The following is an 18,321-nucleotide window of genomic DNA, read 5'->3' on the forward strand; positions in this document are numbered from 1 at the left end:
GCTTAGGCTTTCGATCCGGGGGTGGCCAACGTGATGTTGGACATGAGGCCGGTGGCGAAGGCCTGATTGCCCATCAGCCCTTCCTGCATGACCTGGTTCTGGACCAGGCGGTTGACCTGGCGCACTTCCCCCATCATCTGCAGTTCCAGGTTGTTGGTCACCAGGATTCGCTGGTTGATGGCGTAGGTATTCGTTCGGATCCCTTCGGCAACCCGCAGGATCCGCTGTATCCCGATTACCCTTTTCGGCGCGGTATCCGCTTGCTGGAGGTCCTGCATGATCTGCAGCAGCATCTTCTCCGTCAGCATGTAGGAGATGGTCAGGGCCGCATTCGCAATCAGTTCGGAAGCGATGTCCGGGTAGACCGCCGCCAGGTTGATGACTTGATACAAGGGGAAGGGCACTTCCTGGATCAACGCGATGGCATTCGGGTCGTTTTGCGCGATGGACTGACCGTTGGCCACGTCCGTTACCGCCATATTCAAGGTGGCGCCTACCGTGGCGATGAACCCGGAAGTATCCATGGAGGACCAGGTCGGGAGCACCGTGCTCATCGGTTCCACCGTCATTATGGAACAAATCCCGTCGCTGGCCCCCTGAAACGCCGTATCTTCTCCCGTGCAGACATACAATTCAGCGTTCTGCAGCTCCATGTTGCCCATTCCGCCCCCGCCCAGCGCGGCGCACGCGGTTTGCCCCCCCGGGACTTTCGACAAGGCGGTATTCGCGGAAAGCGGTCCGGTTCCGCACATCCAGGCGTACACCAGGGGGTTCAGGTTCCGTCCATCCAGGTTCATGTCCAAAGGCTGATACGGCTGCCCCGGCGGGCTCCCGGGGAGATTGATCTGGGTACCGACCAGACTCAGCAAGATCTCCTGGCTCTCCTTGTCGGTGACCCCCATCGCCACCAGGGCATTGTATGTCAGATTCCCCAGCCGATCTTTCAGCTTGTTGGAATCCGCAGACTGGGCGCCCCCGGACAGGCTGGTGTTGATGCTGTTAAGCTCCTTGTTGGCCGCCGTCGCGAACTGGCACACGCCCGAATTCAGGCTGGAAAGAAATCCCGAACCATTACCTGTAGAGGCTGTCGTCTTGCCGCACTGCTGGGTGGCGCCAGACGTAGTGTCGAGTTGGGGCAAGCCCAGCATACCGGCCCCCCCGTTGACGATAGCCTTGGCCAGGCGGCAGGTGTTGTTCGCCAGTGCATTCGCCAGCTGGGCGGCCTTCTGCAAGACCTGCAACACCGCCTCGCAGGCTGGGCATAACGTCTGGATCGCCAACTCCACGGCGTACCCCAGAACCGCCTGCATGAGGTTCTGCACCAGCGCGGAGAATTGTGCCCCGGAGATAAAGGACAGGCCGCCGAAGAACATGCTGATTCCACCGCAACCGGCGCTGAACGACGGCGGGGTGATGTTGATCAACTGGAAATTGTTGGTGGGGAAATGGACGGTAAACCCCCCGGCGACGAAGGCATCCCGCGCCTGGGTGCTGTAGTTCCCCGGGGTGGTGGTGCTGATGTCCACGCCGCTCAACAGGTTCCCCAACGCCGCCGCCGGCCCCTGGAATGCCTCTGCCGTTGCCGGGTACAAGGCGAGCAGGCTCATGGAGAGCATCAGCACTCCGGAAATCCCCCGACGGAGGAACAACCATAGGTTGAATACAGGCATATCGGTATCCCGGCAGACGGTCGACAGAACGGTTCGCGTAGTATAGGCGCAGGCTTCGCAAGCCCGATGTCCTCCAGTTGCGCGGGAAACCCCGGCCTGAAGGCAGGGGATGGATAGCGCGGCGGCGTGAGCCGCCCCTGTTCCCGCATCTCCTTGTGTGTTGGCTATGAATATCCATATCCGTCCGCCCGTTGAATCAGGGTGCAGAAACGGTGATGGATGCCTTGCACCAGCCCCGTTGCAGCCTGGATGTTGAAGCTGCCGCTGGCGCGGACGGACACACGCCCCAGGTAGGTGCCCGCTTTCTTGCCGGTGGTCACGACGGCTTTCACCATGTCCCCGGTCTGGAATCCGAAGGCGCTTTTGCTTTGCATCAGGTAACCACGACGTTACACGGTCCCCTGGTCAACCCAGCCTGCGGTCCACCTTGCAAGATCCGGGCTTCAGCCCGGGGTAGTTGACTGCCCCAGCAGCTTCCGGATGTCCGCTGCGGTAGGGGGGGAGCCCTTCTCCGGGGTGACCCCCTTCCCGTCCCCGCCCAGGGACGCCGGGTTGTCGGCCGGATTGAAATCCACGCTGGGCTGCAGGCCGGATTGGTTATGGACCCCCTTGAGGATGGCGGTCCGATAGGCGGCGACGAAGTCCACCACCCGGGCCTGCAAGGTGGCTTCGTCCACTACGCCGGTACTGACCCGGATCCAGGTGTCCGGCTCCACGAACAGGAACAGGGTGGGCACGATCTTCACCCGGAGGATCTCCGCCGGTTTGGTGGTCTGCGCGGCCGTCATGCAATGATTTTCGAAGCCGGGGATGCAAGCGGACCCCAGGGACATGTCTTCGACCTGGACGCGCGTGGCCTTGGCCAGATTGACGATGTTCGGGGCCATGGCGTGACAGTAGAAGCAGCTCTGCCGGGAGAAGTAGAAGAACATGCCATGCTTGTCCAGATAGCGGAAGATCTGGTCATTGTCGTTCCGCTTCACCTTCTCGGCCAGTTGCAGCCCGAACTGGGAGATGGGGGCCGTCGATTGGGGGTTGAGCCCGGGGTGCTGGGTCTCGTTGAAGTACCACATGTTGGCGACCTGGATCGCCTTGTTGACCAGCCATTGGTTGTAGCGCTGAAACTGCAGCACCGCATTCGGATCCTGGGGGTTCATGACCATCGTCTGCATGAGCTGGTCCCGCTCTTCGGCCTGGAACCGGAAGTTCGAGCCCGGGTTGACGAACCCACAGGAGGCATTCCAGGTTCCGGCATGGGCGCAGGGATGCACATGGGTCTGCGCTGGGGCTGCGGCGGGCGCGGGGGACCCAGCGCCGGCAGGGACGACCGGTTTCGGCTTCGGTTTCTGGGCGGGAGGCGTCTGGTAGAACCACCAGCCGCGTTCCGGACTGGCCATGGCCACCGTTCCCGGCAACAGCAGCGCGGTCCCCAGCACCAGCCGTAAAGCCAGTTGGTTCCACCAGGCGACGGCCGGATTCCGGAATGGGACAGCTTTTGTCGACACAGACATACTCCCGCTTGCAGCGAAGAAAAGGCGCGGAGATTCCGCGCCGAAAAGGGTCCGTCAGGCCCCGACGGATCGAAGCAGTTGGCGCTCGTAGAGCCGGTCCAGTGTTCAGTCCAGCAGTTTCCCCAGCACCTCGTCCAGGCCGGCATAGAGCCGGGGTAGCGCGTTCTCCTCGTTGACGAGCCGGAACGCCACCGGGCGCTCCCTTGCGGCCAGGTCCGAAGCGTGGACCGGTTTCCCCGGGTCCAGCGGAGGCAGCGCGGGCCGGTCGATCTTGCCTAAGAACCCCAGGCTTTCCACCCAATCGAACTCGTTCAGGTGTCGTGGATCCGTAATCACCCAGCGTCCCGGATTTCGTTCCACCAGGTCCCGGACCGGCCTGAGCCAATAGTCCTCGGATTGGCTGCGCCGATATTCGGTGCCCCAGACCTGCAGACCGAACCGGGGGGACAACGGCTCGTCCGGCAGCTTGCCCAGACTAGCCAGCACCGCCCGAAACTCCGGATTTCGGCAATGCCTGGCCGCAAACCGGTTCTGGGGCACTTCCTTGAGATCCCGCCGGCTGAGTTCCGATTCCGGCACCCCGTAGGCCTGGGCCACCTCCTGGTACAGGCGGGCGGCGAACGAGGCCTGCCGGAAGCCGTGCCGGGCGGTCAGGTAAGCGGCGGCGGTGTCCTTCCCCACTCCAGGCTGGTCTCCCAAGAGACCGATCACTATTTGGCACATAATGTCCTCCCTTGCAAATGAGCACTCCGCCCGAGTATAGCGACGGCCCGGAATTCCGGGCCGTCGTACGGTAACCGCCGAGCAGCCGTAGCGACTAACGGTTGGCTTCGATCCATTCGGAGAGCTGGCGGGCGTCCGCACAGGTCTCGGCCGACAATGGGAGGCTCTTTTTCTTGGCGATATCCTGCGCCCAGGCCAGGGCTTTTTCCGACGGAGGCAGGATTTGGCCGTGCTCGTCCAGGAACGCCTTGCAGGCGTCGTAGCTCTCTCGTGCTTCGGCGGGGACGGACAAGCCTTTTCGGGCCGCCAGGGCGTCCACGAATTTCAACATCTTGTCCGTGGGGGCATTGCGACGGTGGACGGGGGTTTCTTCTGACATCAGACGGCTCCTTTCGGGGTTGGTGAATTCCGGCGGGAGCGCCGGAAGGTACTTCGGCATGCGCTGGCTATTTGCCCCAGGTCCAGACGGGGGCGGCGGCTCCGATCAGCTGGCTGGCCTGCACCAGGCCGTAGTAGCGGGAGTCGTAGCTGGTCGAGACCAGGGTGGCCTGCATGTAGTATTCGCCGGCGGAGATCCGGTAGCCATTCCAGTGCGGCCAGCGCATGGGCCGGCCTTTCGGATCCGTCGCGAGCATGGTGCCCAGGGTCCGGCACTGCGCATCAAACTGATCGTCCGGACAAGCGAACTGCTGCCGCCCGCGCGTGAATAGCCAGGCGCCGGGAACGGCCCCCACCCGCTTGAGGAACCGGGCGCCCGTCCGGTAATACCGGCCCTTGGCCCAGGCCGGCGCCCGGTAGTGGAAACTGACCAGTTCCCCCGGTCGCAGAGCCGGGGGGTGGCTTCCGAAACGGTGCACCAAGTAAAGGCCCAGCGGCTCGCTGGCGCTGGTGTTGACCAGGGGGCGGAACGGTTGGGAACCGATCAGGACCACCACGGCCCAGGCGGCGATGATCAGTCCCAGCGCCCGCCCCCAGGTGAGCCTGGCGGGAACCGGGGATTCCGGCTTCGTCAAGGCAGTACCGCCGCGTTCTGGGCGCGCTGGTTCTGGGCATTCTCCTGGATGGTCTTCTGCCAGGTCTGCTGGATCTGCCGCTGCTGGGCCTGCCCCGCGTAGCTGTAGCTCATGTCCGTCGGGGCGATCTGCGTGGCATAGCGCATCGGAGTCGCGGTCGTGGCTTTCGCCGGCAGCCCGAGCTGAGCCAGCACCGAATCGGTGATGTCCGGGACGTTTTTCGAGACCACGCCCTGCTTGACCAGGACGATCGTTCCCGGCCCGGCCTCCTGGGTGATCGTCCTGCGTACGAGGCTGCTGACCCGGGCCAGGACGATGGAGGCGTTTTCGTTCTTGGTCTTGCCCAGCAAGCCGCCGGCGACCGCCCGTTCGGCGTTGATCAGCTTGGTGACGTCGAAGGTCACGATCTTCGGCTGGCCTACCGAGAGCACGCCGAAATGACTTCCGAGCCAAACGCCGCCCGCGCCGCCCAGCGCCCCGCAGACCAGGGCGATTCCGGCCACGGCGGCGAATAAGGATGATCTGGATTCCATGGATGGACTCTCCGGTGAAAGGCGCCTTGCGGCGCACAGTGGGTGATTACAGGCTTTTGCCTTCCAGTGTAGCGAGCGCTTCCGCCAGGTCCGGCGCCCCCCATCGCTCCTGATAGTCGGCGCGGGCCATCCGGTCGATGATCTCCGGCAGGGGGATCCCCTGTTCCGTCAGGTTGGCGATCTTGGCGAGGTCGATCGGATTGGTGGTGAACGTCCAGTAGGAGTGCCGATCGGTAATGAACCGGTAGAGTCCTTGCCCGTCTTCCGAGCGGATGTACAGTTCGGAGAAACCCAGCCCGGAACGAACCGATTTCAGAATGGCGAGCAGACGTTCATCGCCGACAATGCGCTTGTTCGTGATGGCGAATTCCAGCGATTCCGGCCGCTGGTACAGCACGAATTGCCAGGCGGCGTTCTCGATGGCGGCCCGGGCGGCCGGGGACTTCTCGAAATCCTCGAAGGACTGGGTGATGACTCCCGCGATGCCGTTGTATTTCCGGGCTCGCCGGAAGGCGGTCTCGATGAACTTGCCGGTCCTGACGTTTCCCAGCAGATCCCAGGCTTCGTCGATGGCCAGCAGCTTGGGCTTGCGCCGGTCCGACAGGTACATCTCCTTGGTGATCTGGTTGATGCACATGGTCAGCACGATGGTTTGCAGTTCCGGGTCGCTCTTCAATTCCTCCAGCTCGACCACGACCAGGTCGTTGTTGAAGGACATCCGCCGTACCCCGCTGAACCAGGGAGCGTAACGCCCGATGGCGAACGGCGCCAACTGGAAGGCGAGGTCCTTGGCCCGGGCGTCGCCGTGTTCCAGCAGCCAGGTGTATACGTCGGAGAGCTCGGTTTCCTCGCCCTTCTCCTGCCAGGCCGCCGTGATGGCCGTTTCCAGCGCCTGGTATTCCCAGGCCGGCGTGTTCGCCTCGTCGGTCAGCGGATAGGCCATCTGCCGGAGCAGCGCCTTCATCATCGGCATCAGTTCCGACAGGTCTTCCGGTGTGCAAACACCGGAAAACGGATTCATCGAGACCGGGTTGCGCGGGTCGAAGATCATGTTCTGACCGCCCATGATTTCACAGAAGCGCTGGTAACTGCGACCCACGTCGATGATCCGAACCAGCCCGCCCTTGGACAGGAAATCCGATACGATCTCGTTGGTCAGAAAGCTTTTGCCGGCGCCGGATGCCGCGACCACGACGAAGTTGTAGTTGGTCGTCGCCTTCAAGAGGTCGACACACGCCACCTGTCCCCGTCGGGAGACCAGCAGCGGGCCTCCGCGCGACGGATCGTGCCCGGACCAGTCTCCCTGGACGTGGGCCAGGCAGGCCGCGTTGAGCGAGTGCATGGTGGTGGCGCGCTGCAGGCCCCGGTTCGGCGGGTCCATTTGGGGGGTGTACTGCATCGGCAGGCTGGCGACGAACGCCGGCAAGTGGATGTACCGCTCCGGAGAGGCCCGGAATCCGTTTTTGCGCCAGAGCCCCCGAACATATTCTCCGTCCCGCTTGGCATTGGTGGCCGTCGTGTAGATATTGATCCCGACGTAGGCACGCGTCAGGTTCTTCCCCTGCCGTAACTGCTCCAGGAGATAGGTCGCGTCATCCCGGCGCGTATACAGGTGGGACATCATCGACCGGTACCAGGGCGATTCGGACATCGCCTGCTTGTTCAGGCCGCCCAGCTTCGCGGTCAGCGCCTCCGATGCCTTGTCCGGGTCCAGGATGTGGATGTTGGTATACGCCCAGAACGGATTGTGGATCCGGTCTTCCCGCGAAGCCTGGGACCCCAGCAGGTCTCCCGTGTGCCCGAGGTACAAGGGGGACGGCAGGGCGTCGGCGGTGATGCTGACGCACACCAGGGGGTCCTCATCGGCGGCGATGACTTCCGTGTGATCGTCCATGTCCGGAAGCGGTTTCATGCCGAACGCGATTCCCCCGCCGTGCAACGCCGCCATCCGCGTACTGCGGTCGATCAGGTCCGCGCCGAACGGGAGGCCCGGCGTGGCCAGCCGGTCCAGGGCGGAAACCGGGATCTGGGGGTTGAGCATGATGCGCAGGATGCGTTCCACCTCGGTTCGGCCCATGACGACGGCCGGGATTCCGATGCTGGCCAGCGAACCGATGGTGGAGTCCCGCACATCCAGGACCTGCTTGAGGAAGCCTTCCACCTCCCGGGCGGACGCCGGATCGCCGTGAAACGGGATCCGGACGCTCAGCATGTAATGGATCGCGCGCGGATGCAGTTCGGTCTGCGGCAGCAGGCTGGGTCCGCCGTTGAGCGCCGTGTAGCGCATGAAATCCCGGCGTCGCAAGGCCATCTGCCGCAGTAGCGGGTTTTCCGTCTTGGCGACCCGCGCCCTGGCCCAGGTGTCCAGGAAACCATCCACTCCCGGGTAGGACAGCACGCCGAACTGGAGGACCGTATTGGCCGGGCAGCCCATGATCACCGCCTCCAGCTGGTTTTCGGCATCGGTCCCCGTCAGCAGCAGGGGCCAATACTGCAAGGCGAAGCCGACCGCCAGCAAGTCGTCCTTGTCGTCCATGAAGAAGAGCTTGCGTGACTCGTCATAGTCCGTGTAGGTCAGCAGCTGCGAGAATTTGTCGTGCTCCAGCAGGTCCGCCGCCGTCAGCAGGCTCTGGGGGGTCGGCAATGGCGGCTCCGGCGCCACCCAGTCCCGGATGGCGCCCACCTTTCGTCCCAGTTTTAACTGCTTGAGCCACCGTGTCACGATTCCGTCCTTTGTCGCTCGCCGTCGAGCCGATTACTGCGTGATTTGTTCCGCAGGCTGGGTAACGCCGCCGCTGTTGTCGATGGCCCCCATGGCGGCCCGGGTGCCGCCCGCGACGGACGGGTTCTCCTGCTTTCCCTGAGCCACGGAGCCGCCGGGAGTGAATCCCAGCGCGGACGGCTTGATGGGATGGAGGACCCCCGCCGCGGGGCCGGACGCGGTCAGGCTGCCGTAGCTCCAGTGGCCGGGGGTATTGAAATACACATACCCGCCGCTGTGCAGGTACCCTTCGGCATCCGTCCAGGGGGCCGTCCAGGCCCGGTACACCTGGCCCGGAGTCCATACCGGGGTTCCTCCCGCGCCGGCCTGGGGGTAGCCCCCGGGCGTTCCGAGGATGGCCCCGCTCGGGGCGGCAACCGGAACGCCCGGCCGAACGCTGGGTGCGCCGAATACCGACTGCTGGTTTCCGCCTCCGTGAAGGGCCGCCTGGTACGCCTGCATCTGGCTGTGGCAGCCCAGCCCGTGGTCCAGGGGGCAGCTGTGCGGCGTGGTCGCGCAGCCGGACAAGGCCACGGCGAGCGCCAGGGCGGGAAGGGAAAGGAGATGTGCGCTTTTCATGGGTCAATCCTTTGGAGCGAGAAAGTGGTGATACTCCGCCATCGCTGACGACGGGGTGGTGGTTTCCGCCGCGGAAACCGGAGTTCGCGGGTCCAGGGTGTTCTGCAGCGTCTTGCCGGTGTTGAGGTCATAAATCACCCCGATCACCAGGTAGTTGCTGCCGTCCACGGCGTACACCTGCTGCCCGTTGGCCAGGGTGATGGCCGTTACCCCCGGGAGCGGGGTCTTCTGGGCCCGGATCATCGGCGTCCGGGGAAGACGTTCCCGCATTTCCCGGAGGACCTGGCCGGGGCTTTCTCCGACCTGAGCCCGGCAGATGGCGGCGGCCGATGGGGCTGGAATCGGAACGGATGGCAGCGTCATCATTTCTGCGGGGTCACTTCTTTGGCGTACAGGCTGCCGTAGTCGTGCCAGGTCAGGCTCTCGCCGTTGGTGATCACCAGGGTGGCCTTACGTCCGGCGCGCACGGCGACGACCGGGAAGATGCTTTGTGCCTGCTTCAGGTAGAACTGGGCCAGCAGGTTGGCCGCGTTGCCGGCTCCCGAATAGGCCCCCTGGCTCATGATCCGCGAACCCGAAACGGTTTGGACCGCGCCCAGCGCGGACGAGGACATGGTGCCCTGCGCGTTGGTCAATGCCTGGCCCAGGCCGGAGGCGAACCCGGCGAGCAAGGCCCGCGCCAGCAAGGCGCCCTGCCGGTTGATGACCTTGCCCCGAAGCCCCAGCACGCCATCCGAATCGACCAGGTAGCCTTTGATCGGCTGGTTCAGCACCAGGTGGTCGTCCTGGTCCACGCAGGACAGTTCGGCGGCCCGGCCGTATACCCGCTGCGCCGACAGGTTGCCGTACGCGGACATCAGCACGAAACAGCTTTTCAGCTGATAGCGGGCGGAACCGGGCAGGATGGCGTTCCCCTGGATGCGCACCAGGATCGGTTGCGGGTTGCTCTGGGTCTGCGAACTGGTTCCAGCGTCGACACCGTTCAGGAGCACGACGGGCATGAACGAGCCCACGGGGATATAGCCGGCATACTTGTTCTTGGCATAGTCCGTTCTGGACGCCACGGCGGACTTGCCGGCGGGGGTACTCGGGCTGTATTCCAGAATCTGGTTCCCCGGTGCGGCCGGCATCTGTGGCAGGGAACTCACCGGCACGGGCGGTGGCGGTGGCGGCAAGGGTAGCGACCCCAGGTTGGATTTCTCCGGCGCGGTTCCCGCCTTGGTCGGAGCGCCTGCGGTGTTGTGCAGGGTCTGCAAGGACTCCGTCGCGCTTTGCAGAGCCTGGGTCTGGGCCTGCATGGCCTGCTTCAGGCCGGAGACCTGGTTCTGCAGGGCTCCCAGCTGGGACTGCAAGGCCTCCACTTTCCCTTGGGACTGGGCCTGCCAGGTCTGGGCCCCGGCCCCGTTCGGCGTGACATTGATGAAGTGCTGCTGCTTGGCGGGAGGCGGTGCCTTGGACGGTCCGCTGGCCGTCATCGTCGAAAAGATGATTCCGCCGACGGCGATGGCCGCCCCCAGGAGCAGCCATCGCGTGCGGGGACTCGCCGGGCGTAGCGCCGCGAACCGGCCCTTGATGCCGGAGGTTTTTACCTTGACGCGCAAGGACGGAGCGCCGCCGGCGGCCGGGGGTGTCTTCGGCGCGTCGTCGTTATTCGCCATGGAACGCCTCCACCACGTAGAGGAAGGGACCGTCCGCCGGGGTGACGGTGTCGGACGTCAGCAAGACGGCCTCCACTCCGGGACGGTAGAATTCCGGGGGGGCGACTTTCGCCGGGGCGCCCATCGCCTTGAGCTGGAATACATAGATCGCCAGATTGCTGGTGGTATCTTTCCAGACCATGACCGGATTGGCGGTAAAGGCCGTGAACACCGTAGGCGCCGGCAACGGCGCCGGATCGAATCCATGGGGAATCCGGCCCTGTACCACGCCTTGCAGCAGCCGTACCGCGGCCATGCCGTTGGAGTCCGGAGCAGCCGGTTCGGAGGCGGGAGCCGAGTCTCCGGGAATCAGGCCGGAATGGCCCCCCAGGTCGTAAACGGCGCCGGGACCGGCCCTGAGTTCCGCTTCCTTGGAAAGGACGGACCCGTTGGCCAACTCCACCATCAACTGCACCTGACTTTGGACCCCGGGCTGGAATTGAACCATCACAGCATGGTTGTCTGCGAAATAGGCGGGCTTGCCGACGACCGGCGTATCGGCCGGGAACCACAGGTGCTTGATCGCGACCGGGAATCGGAGGATGTTCAGCTGCGTGTTGGACAGGACCAGCTCCCCGCGGGGAACCACGGACACGGCGGGTTTCACCGTCCGGGTTCGCGCATGGCGCGGCGGCGTCCATCGAGGCCGGGGCGCCTCGTGGCGGACCGGCCGCACGGCCGGATGGTCTCCCGGGATCACCGGTTTCATCCCCAGTTGGGCCAAGCCCTGATCCAGCTTGCGGCCGGCCGGGGTGGTTTCCACTTCCGGAGCGCCATTCAGGCCGGCCGGCGTTCCCGCAGCCGAAGCCGGGGCGGCCGGTGACGGGACAGGGGCCGGGTTTACGGCGGCCGGGGCCGCCCCTGGGGTCAGGATCCGGCCAGGGGTGACGGTGGCCGGAAGCGATGGACCCGTCTCGAGGTTCTGGACCTGGACGGGCGCGCTCGCCGCCAGGGGGATCGCCGTCCCAGCGGAAGCCGCCCAGGCCGTCGGGATCGCCAGGGTGAGGAGAACAGCCGCCAGCAACGGCTGGCGCAGCGGATTACCGGGGCGTGCTGAGGTTCGTGACATAGGGAGTTCCATCCGTGAATGCATAGGTCAAGGTGTAGGTAACCGGCCGGGACAGGATCACCGTCTGCCCCGCCCATTGTTTCAGCAAGCCTGACACCTGCACGGTGTCGCCGCTGTACTGGATGTGGTTCGCATAGAAGGCCTCGGTCACATCGTTCTGTTTGTTCAGCTTGGCCGCCGCTACCAGCTTGGCCTGTTCCGCCGCGTAAAGGCTGGGGCTGAGCCGGTTCATGAACCGGTCGTACTGGGCTTTGACGGTATCCGGGGTCCAGTCGAGGATCAGCCCCAGGTCCGCTTGCGCGACATACGACAGGTACGCGCCATTTGCGGCACTTCCGGCTTTTACCGTTACCGGCCCCTTGGCCATCGCAAACCCGTACGGCACCAGGGTGGTCGGGGAATGGGTGGACACATACACCAGGCCCCCGGCAAAGATCAGCGCGAATCCGGCGAAGGCGAAGGCCGCGAACCGCCAGGCCCGGCCTTCCCGGAAGGCTTTTACCAGAGCTTCAGGATAATTTGCAGCAGACATCCAGAGACCTCTCTTGGGGCCGGTACCCGGCGATCATTCGAAGAAATCGTTTTTCCAGCTCGGCAGAAACCGCTGCTTCAATGCGGGGTCCACCTGCAGCCCCAGGGACCAGAGCCAATGCTGTACCGCTCCCGGCTTGGCGCCCCGCTTGAGTTTGGTGGACAGCACCAGAACCGCCGCGCCCGCCAACATGCCGATGACCCACATGTTGACGAGCACGCCGAAGCCTACCATCGACACGGCGATGACAAACTCCACCGGATCCCAGAAGAGGATCGGGATCGGCTTGTCCAGATCCCGCGCGATCCGATGGATGTCTCCGTTTGCCATGGTTTTCAGTTCCGTATGGCCGATTCCAGAGAATCGTCCGATTCAAAATAGGACCCGTATCGCTACGGGTGGAACAGCCTTTTCGGGCGGTTCGGGTATTTCCTGTGACCCGGATTAGATCACCGCTCCAGCGCCCATCATCGTGGTGATGACGGTGGGACCCCAGTGCAGAAAGGCGGCGCCGGCCACGCCTGACAAGGCGGGAAGCGGCGAGTTCTTGGCCACCCCGATGCCGGCGCCAACCAGCAACATGGTGACGGCCAGTCCGACGCCCAGCGGCCCTGCGGCCCATTCCTGAACCGTGTTGGAGAAGGTGTAGAACGGGTCGGCGGTGTTCTGGGCCGCCATGGCGGGGGCCGCCGCGCCAAGGCCGGAGGCGAGCGCCGCCAACTGGAGGCCGCGCTTGGAGAAAAGGGATGAGATACGCATGCGGTGTCGCTCCTGTTATCATTATAAAGTGGCCGTAAGGCACGGCACTTCAATATAGCAACAGTCGCTATTACGATTCGGAACCGGCTCTGACGGCGGCGACCGTCTCCCGGTATAGCCCATGCCAGTAGATCAGCACGGACCGGGCATAGCGCAATCCGATCGGATAGGTATCGGCCGTCCACCGCGTCCCGATGTTATAGGCCATGATGGCATAGCCCAACTGGGCCGGATGCTGGACATAGTTGGTCCCGGTTACCCCGTAATGGGCCAGATTCCGGGCCAGTATCCAGGATCCAATCGCGATATTCTCGCAAGCATTCCCTTCGACCATCGGCCGGGTAATCCCGTACTGGGCGAGCTTGGACAGCCAGCAGGAGTTCACCTGCATGGGCCCGATGTCATAGGTGCCGTTGCGGTCCCAGACGACATGACCTACCCGGCCGCTCTCCTGGTGGATGATGGCTTCCACCAGTTGCGCCGGCAGGTGATACCGCGCGGCCGCCCGCTCGGCGCACACCGCGAACTGGGCCGGAATGGGAGGCGGCAGTCCAACCATGCAAGCGTCCTCGGCAGGTTAGGCGTCGACTTCCGTCTCGAGCAGGAACGACATATCCTCGAAGCGCACGTTGTCAGCCACCAGCTCCGACGTGATGTAGCCTTCACCCATGGCCTGCTTCATGATGCCCTGGATATGTCCGGCTACGGAGACCAGCGCGCCTTCCACCAGCTTGTCCGCGATCTTGTCGTAGCGGAAAGCCGGGATGCGGATCAGGGCTGCGTTCAGAAACTCCACGGGGCCGTTCCCGCCTTCCCGAGCGACGCCATATTGCAGCAGGATGATCGCCGAAGGTGGTTTTCCGCCTTCCGCAACCGATCGCTTCCCGCCATGGACCCGAACTTGCTGAATCCGGCCCGCCATGTAAAAATGGTTCATTGCATACTCCTTCTACGGTGAGAGAGACTACCTGGTTTCCCAGGGCGCGGAACATTCCGCCATTCGGAACCGCCTACGGCCACCCCCGAATCTGGACCGGAAGCAGAGCAGGAATGATCTGGTTCCGAGTATAACTACAATTTTTGTATACTGCTAGTGTTTCCCGTCTCCATCTTTGAGGATGGCCTGCATCCGGTAGACCGTGGCGCGCTGATCCCGTGCGAACTTCTTGGGATCGTGGGAGGCGTGCCAGTTCCCCATGCTGACCGGGGAAGCCAGAATCCGGTCGCCATCCTGCCTCAGCGCGGAAATGACATGGTACGCCCGCAGAGCCCCAAGGCCGGCATTATAAGCGAAGGTGCCGGGCCAGGATGCAAAGCCGATCACCACGTAGTCCCCTGGCGGGATGCTTCGGAGCCGGGCCAGCGCCCGTTTCGACACCTGGGACCGATTGAAGGGGAAGAACACCGACTGAACAGGGCGCAGCAGGTCCGCTCCCCACCGGATCGAGTGCCCCGGACGTATGTCGGCCGATTCCGGGGCCGCTACAGGCTGGTGGAGCTTGGGGTGCACCTCTCGAACGGGGGTTACCCGGCCTTCGGCGCCCAGCTCCCAGTTTCCGGAACGGGCGACCCGCACCTGGGCTTGTTCCCCAGCCGGGCGTTCGAAGTGATGGGCGTACGAAATCATGGCGATCATGACAGATCCTTTGCAGCGGGAGGTGTGGAGGCGGGGAGCCTGGCTCCGGTCGCATACAGGCCGATGGCCTGCAGTACCGCCTGGCGTAAGCGCGGCATGGTCGGATACCGGGCGCCCCGGGCGAGCATGCCGACGGGGGCGCCATTCTGGATGAAGATAAAAGCGGGTAGCCGTGAGGCGCCCATGTCGGCCCCCAGAGTGATCGCCTTGTTCGCGGCGGCCTCTACGGCGGCGTCGGCGGTGTCCCGCGCCAGCTTGTCATAATCCGGGGCCGGGATGGTTTTCGGCCAGTCCTGCTGCAGGAAGACGATTCCTTGCGTGGCGTTCTGCACCGGCAAGCCGTCGACGGCCATCGCCTCGAACAACAGGGATTCCGTCTCCGCCGCGATCACCGGCCCCTGTTGGCGGGCCGCGTAATAGATCTTGGCTGCGGAATCTGATTGCTTCTCCGCTGGCGCCGGCGCAAAATCGAACTCGCCTCCGGTAGCCTTGACTGCCTGGGCGATTCCCGGCTCATACGCGTGCATGTGGTCGCAGTGGGGGCAGGCGAAATTGGCCAGCTCCACCAGGTAGACGGGGTCCGCATGCGTCATCCAGCTGGCCAGCAGCAGGCCGGCTCCGAGCAGTGTTTTCGATCTCCAGCCGTTCAAGACGCCCCCGGCTTCGTGGCAGACGGGTTGGCCGGGGGTGCTACGGACGCCGCCGACGCGGTAGCCGCGGTGGACTGCGCCAGGTTGGGATGCGCGGCCAGGAGCATCTGGTACTGGTTGTACTGGGCCTGGTAGAAGAGCCGCCAGATCGCGTACTCGCAACCATAGGTCATTTTGTCCATTCCTTGCTGAACGTAAAACTGCCCCTTTGGAGTGGACAGCGCGGCCAGAGACGTCGCCACGTTGCCGCCCCAACCGATGGGGGCACAAGCCCGCTCGATGCGAACCGTCGGCTCTGGGGTCAGGAAAATCCAAACAATGAAGGCCAGCATCAGCAGGCCGCCAATCTCTTTCACCAGCATGGCTTACTCCGTCTACCGTCGAGATGATTTCCGCCGTAGAATTCCGTCTGGCCCAGGGACCTCTCCGGAATCAGGCGCTGGGACAGTATAGGAACGGCCTTCGCACTGCCGGCCTCGGTGCCACGGGCCGGGGCGGACTTCGGGCACAAAAAACCCGCTCGAAAGCGGGTTAAAGGTGCCAACTGCCTTAGAAGTCTTCGTCGATAGGCGCAGCAGCGGGAGCCGGCGCTGCCTGGCCGCCCTTGCGGGGTAACTCGAGGCTCAGGCTGTAATAGGCGTTGCCTGCGGCGGAGGTCTTTTTCCAGCCTGCCAGCCGGTATTCGACCCCTTGGATGTGGCAGGTTCCGGTCACGTCTGGGCCATTCTCGTTCTTCTTCTCTTTCTCGGGGAACAACACGCCCGTCAGTTCCTTCGAGTCGCGGGTCGACTTCTCGTCTCCGTGCTCGAAGGCGAGCGAGAAGAAGGCACCCGAGCCGCTGGCCGCTTCGCGCTTCCATCCGGCGATGCGGTACTCGACCCCGCCAACGGTAGCGGTACCCGTTACGTCGGGCCCCTTTTCGTTTTTCTTGTTCTTCTCCGGGAACAATGCCCCGGTCAGCTCTTTGTTCCCTTTCTGTTGTGCAGCCATGGTGTTGCTCCTGCCCTGGAATGCGATCGACATTGATCGTGCGTTAGTATAGCATCAGTGTATCAAGGCTGTCAGGAGGCATCTTTTGGGCCTTGGCTGGTTGTGACGCGCCTGAACCTATACTGGAGCCGGGGACCCGACACTGGGAGCACCGCCACTTTGGCGTGGACCCGGCCTTTTACTGATTGGAGACGGCGGTTATGGCGATTACGCTTCCTGAAGCATTCACCCGGCACCAGGCGCAAATTCGCGCGGAACGGGAGGCGGAACGACGGGCATGGGACCAACGGGTGACCGAGCACCGCGATCTGGTAGAGACCGTCCTGGCGGGGCTCATGCCCCTGATCGAGGCCGGCGTCTGCACGGAAGATCAGGTTCCCTTCCGTGCCTGGGTGGAGACCTTGGACTCGTTGGAGTCCCTGGTGCTGCTTGGTTTCGGGTATCCCGAAGAGGAAGCCCGGCTGATCGCCGTGGTCACGGTCACGGACCGACTGATTACCTGGGTGGACGACCTCCACCAGCAGGACGCCTTCGCCGAAGACGCCGAATCCTTGCTGGACGTTCTCTACCTGCGAATCGCCATCTCCGGTACCAGCGTTTTGGATCTAGTGGGTTCCGCAGACGTCTTGGCATTACCGGCGGCCACCGCCACCGTCCAACTCGAACTGGAGCTAACGGTGGAGGAACATCTGGATACCGGTTCCGGACAAATCGAGGAACCCCTGGAAACCGCCGATACGGAATTAGAAGCGGACATCGTGGCGGTGCAGTTGCACTGCGGTGTCGCTCGACCCTGGGCAGAGATAAACCATCAGTTGGCCGACTGGTACCAAAGTGGGCAGTTGGGACGAGGCCTCCTGCAGGCCATACCCATCTCGGACACCGTGTTTGAGGTGGATCCGGCGGACAGGAGCCTACCCCGGAAACAATATATCCTGTTCGCCTTACGGATCCGGGATCGAAGCCCGAATGATGGTAACCTGCTGGACATGGTTCGCCGGGGAATGGAAGCAGGCTATCTTCCGGTGGAAGACTACCAACTTGCGGGCGCGAATGTCGTTCGGGGAAATGCGGATGAATTGCAGGTCCTGTTCGAAGACATGATCCACCGATACGAAACCCGTAGCCGCTGATCGGGGCATGTGGCTCTATCTGCTGTACCTTACAACGGCCGCAATTCTCACCATAATGGTGCTTGTGATCCACGAGATGGGCCATTGGGCTGTTCTCCGGTATTACCAGATACCGGTCGCTTCCTGGGGCATCGGTTTCGGTCCCAGGCTCTTCACCTGGGGCCGGATTCGGCTGCACCTGTTTCCCATCGGGGCCTATGTGGAACCGGGTGCCGGATACCCGGAGGCCCCCCCGGTCTTCCGGATCTGGATCGCGCTAGGCGGCCCGCTCGCCAACCTCCTGTACGGCGGGCTACTGGCGGCCCTGGCGCCCTTGGCGGCGAACGGAGATCCGCATCACGCCTTGGCGCTGCTGGCCAACTTCAACCTGGCCCTGGCGGCCTTCAATCTTCTGCCGGTACCGCCCTTGGACGGATGGGCGGCCCTGGTGGCCTTTGTCGAGCGTCTGGGCCACCCCCTGCACTCTCGAACCAAGGTCATGGCCTCCCGGGTGGGTAACGGCTTCGTCTGGGCCATCGCCACCTGGGCGATCGGGGAGACCGCCTGGCCATGGTTGCTTGGTCATGGTTAGCGAAAGACCGGACCGGCCTCCTTTTCCTAAAATTTCTGATGGACCGTCATTTTAGGGTTTTGCCGTCAATGGCTAAAAAGCCAAAACCGTAGTGGTAGCGAGAGCCTCTGTGAAATCACATGGCTTTTAGATATGCCACTTTTCGGTAGATCACTGCAGGCCAATAACCGCCAACCAGCTACTTCCAGCGGGAACCACCCGCAGGTACTCCTGTTTACGCCTCAATGGTTCCCATCTGCGTTACCGCCATACTTGACGCCTCTATCGGTGTGACCTGATTGTCTACCAACTGCTATGGTTACCGGTGTGACCAAAACTATGGTAGATGGCGGCACAATCCATCGACTGTGGTCTATCGTCAACTTTAGCGTTATTGTTTGTCTACCAAACTGGTCATAGCATGTTTGCCAGCTTTGCTGCTGTCGTCGTCCGTTGGACCACTACGCAATTAGCGATCTTCCGGATGACAATTGTGATGTCAGGATTAAGCGAGG

23 protein-coding genes are annotated in these 18,321 nt (G+C 63.5%); 2 read left to right on the forward strand and 21 right to left on the reverse strand.

What is annotated here, in order from left to right; all coding sequences use genetic code 11:
- Positions 1-2: 2 nt before the first annotated feature.
- The 21 genes from ACYCUK_RS01675 to ACYCUK_RS01775 all read right to left on the reverse strand — a co-directional run bounded on the left by ACYCUK_RS01675 (position 3) and on the right by ACYCUK_RS01775 (position 16,123).
- Positions 3-1,607, reverse strand: a complete 1,605-nt coding sequence (locus ACYCUK_RS01675) for a conjugal transfer protein TraH (RefSeq protein WP_461593106.1) — start codon at positions 1,605-1,607, stop codon at positions 3-5.
- Positions 1,608-1,834: 227 nt separating this feature from the next.
- The gene (locus tag ACYCUK_RS01680; RefSeq protein ID WP_461593107.1) at positions 1,835-2,044 is read right to left on the reverse strand and encodes a hypothetical protein; all 210 of its coding nucleotides are present in this window, start codon (positions 2,042-2,044) and stop codon (positions 1,835-1,837) included.
- Positions 2,045-2,113: 69 nt separating this feature from the next.
- Positions 2,114-3,175: a conjugal transfer protein TraF gene (gene traF / locus ACYCUK_RS01685; protein ID WP_461593108.1), complete on the reverse strand. Its 1,062-nt coding sequence runs from the start codon at positions 3,173-3,175 to the stop codon at positions 2,114-2,116.
- A gap of 111 nt (positions 3,176-3,286) precedes the next feature.
- On the reverse strand, positions 3,287-3,862 hold the full coding sequence (locus ACYCUK_RS01690) for a hypothetical protein (RefSeq protein ID WP_461593109.1): 576 nt from the start codon (positions 3,860-3,862) through the stop codon (positions 3,287-3,289).
- 136 nt (positions 3,863-3,998) lie between these two features.
- On the reverse strand, positions 3,999-4,283 hold the full coding sequence (locus ACYCUK_RS01695; RefSeq protein ID WP_461593110.1) for a hypothetical protein: 285 nt from the start codon (positions 4,281-4,283) through the stop codon (positions 3,999-4,001).
- A 67-nt stretch (positions 4,284-4,350) separates the two neighbouring features.
- Positions 4,351-4,917, reverse strand: a complete 567-nt coding sequence (locus ACYCUK_RS01700) for a S26 family signal peptidase (RefSeq protein WP_461593111.1) — start codon at positions 4,915-4,917, stop codon at positions 4,351-4,353.
- The gene (locus tag ACYCUK_RS01705; RefSeq protein ID WP_461593112.1) at positions 4,914-5,450 is read right to left on the reverse strand and encodes a TrbI F-type domain-containing protein; all 537 of its coding nucleotides are present in this window, start codon (positions 5,448-5,450) and stop codon (positions 4,914-4,916) included. Before ACYCUK_RS01705 ends, ACYCUK_RS01700 begins: the two co-directional genes overlap by 4 nt.
- 46 nt (positions 5,451-5,496) lie before the next feature.
- Positions 5,497-8,172, reverse strand: coding sequence for a TraC family protein (locus ACYCUK_RS01710; RefSeq protein ID WP_461593113.1), 2,676 nt, complete (start codon positions 8,170-8,172; stop codon positions 5,497-5,499).
- 33 nt (positions 8,173-8,205) lie between these two features.
- Entirely contained in the window at positions 8,206-8,790 is a 585-nt protein-coding gene (locus ACYCUK_RS01715) for a TraV family lipoprotein (protein WP_461593114.1), read from the reverse strand.
- A 3-nt stretch (positions 8,791-8,793) separates the two neighbouring features.
- Positions 8,794-9,156 (reverse strand): disulfide isomerase DsbC N-terminal domain-containing protein, encoded by a 363-nt coding sequence (locus ACYCUK_RS01720; RefSeq protein ID WP_461593115.1) that lies wholly within the window; start codon positions 9,154-9,156, stop codon positions 8,794-8,796.
- Positions 9,153-10,448, reverse strand: coding sequence for a TraB/VirB10 family protein (locus tag ACYCUK_RS01725; protein WP_461593116.1), 1,296 nt, complete (start codon positions 10,446-10,448; stop codon positions 9,153-9,155). Before ACYCUK_RS01725 ends, ACYCUK_RS01720 begins: the two co-directional genes overlap by 4 nt.
- A complete protein-coding gene (locus tag ACYCUK_RS01730; protein WP_461593117.1) occupies positions 10,438-11,556 on the reverse strand; it encodes a hypothetical protein in 1,119 nt (372 codons plus the stop codon). The genes ACYCUK_RS01725 and ACYCUK_RS01730 overlap by 11 nt, the downstream gene beginning before the upstream one ends.
- A complete protein-coding gene (locus ACYCUK_RS01735; protein WP_461593118.1) occupies positions 11,528-12,088 on the reverse strand; it encodes a TraE/TraK family type IV conjugative transfer system protein in 561 nt (186 codons plus the stop codon). Before ACYCUK_RS01735 ends, ACYCUK_RS01730 begins: the two co-directional genes overlap by 29 nt.
- Positions 12,089-12,121: 33 nt before the next feature.
- Entirely contained in the window at positions 12,122-12,418 is a 297-nt protein-coding gene (gene traL, locus ACYCUK_RS01740) for a type IV conjugative transfer system protein TraL (RefSeq protein ID WP_461593119.1), read from the reverse strand.
- A gap of 114 nt (positions 12,419-12,532) precedes the next feature.
- Positions 12,533-12,847, reverse strand: coding sequence for a TraA family conjugative transfer protein (gene traA / locus ACYCUK_RS01745; RefSeq protein ID WP_461593120.1), 315 nt, complete (start codon positions 12,845-12,847; stop codon positions 12,533-12,535).
- A 70-nt stretch (positions 12,848-12,917) separates the two neighbouring features.
- The gene (locus ACYCUK_RS01750; RefSeq protein ID WP_461593121.1) at positions 12,918-13,406 is read right to left on the reverse strand and encodes a lytic transglycosylase domain-containing protein; all 489 of its coding nucleotides are present in this window, start codon (positions 13,404-13,406) and stop codon (positions 12,918-12,920) included.
- 18 nt (positions 13,407-13,424) lie between these two features.
- Positions 13,425-13,784 (reverse strand): hypothetical protein, encoded by a 360-nt coding sequence (locus ACYCUK_RS01755; protein WP_461593122.1) that lies wholly within the window; start codon positions 13,782-13,784, stop codon positions 13,425-13,427.
- A gap of 153 nt (positions 13,785-13,937) precedes the next feature.
- On the reverse strand, positions 13,938-14,483 hold the full coding sequence (locus ACYCUK_RS01760) for an OmpA family protein (protein ID WP_461593123.1): 546 nt from the start codon (positions 14,481-14,483) through the stop codon (positions 13,938-13,940).
- Entirely contained in the window at positions 14,480-15,133 is a 654-nt protein-coding gene (locus ACYCUK_RS01765; RefSeq protein ID WP_461593124.1) for a thioredoxin domain-containing protein, read from the reverse strand. The genes ACYCUK_RS01760 and ACYCUK_RS01765 overlap by 4 nt, the downstream gene beginning before the upstream one ends.
- Positions 15,130-15,495, reverse strand: coding sequence for a hypothetical protein (locus ACYCUK_RS01770; RefSeq protein ID WP_461593125.1), 366 nt, complete (start codon positions 15,493-15,495; stop codon positions 15,130-15,132). The genes ACYCUK_RS01765 and ACYCUK_RS01770 overlap by 4 nt, the downstream gene beginning before the upstream one ends.
- 187 nt (positions 15,496-15,682) lie before the next feature.
- The gene (locus ACYCUK_RS01775) at positions 15,683-16,123 is read right to left on the reverse strand and encodes a hypothetical protein (protein WP_461593126.1); all 441 of its coding nucleotides are present in this window, start codon (positions 16,121-16,123) and stop codon (positions 15,683-15,685) included.
- A 200-nt stretch (positions 16,124-16,323) separates the two neighbouring features.
- Between ACYCUK_RS01775 and ACYCUK_RS01780 the strand changes: the two genes are divergently transcribed.
- Both ACYCUK_RS01780 and ACYCUK_RS01785 read left to right on the forward strand, forming a co-directional pair.
- Complete coding sequence (locus tag ACYCUK_RS01780; RefSeq protein WP_461593127.1) at positions 16,324-17,256, forward strand: hypothetical protein; 933 nt, start codon at positions 16,324-16,326, stop codon at positions 17,254-17,256.
- 7 nt (positions 17,257-17,263) lie between these two features.
- Positions 17,264-17,827 carry a site-2 protease family protein gene (locus ACYCUK_RS01785; protein ID WP_461593128.1) on the forward strand — a complete coding sequence of 188 codons (564 nt, stop codon included), beginning with the start codon at positions 17,264-17,266 and terminating at the stop codon, positions 17,825-17,827.
- Positions 17,828-18,321 lie beyond the last annotated feature (494 nt).

The organism is Thiomonas sp. (assembly GCF_054608695.1).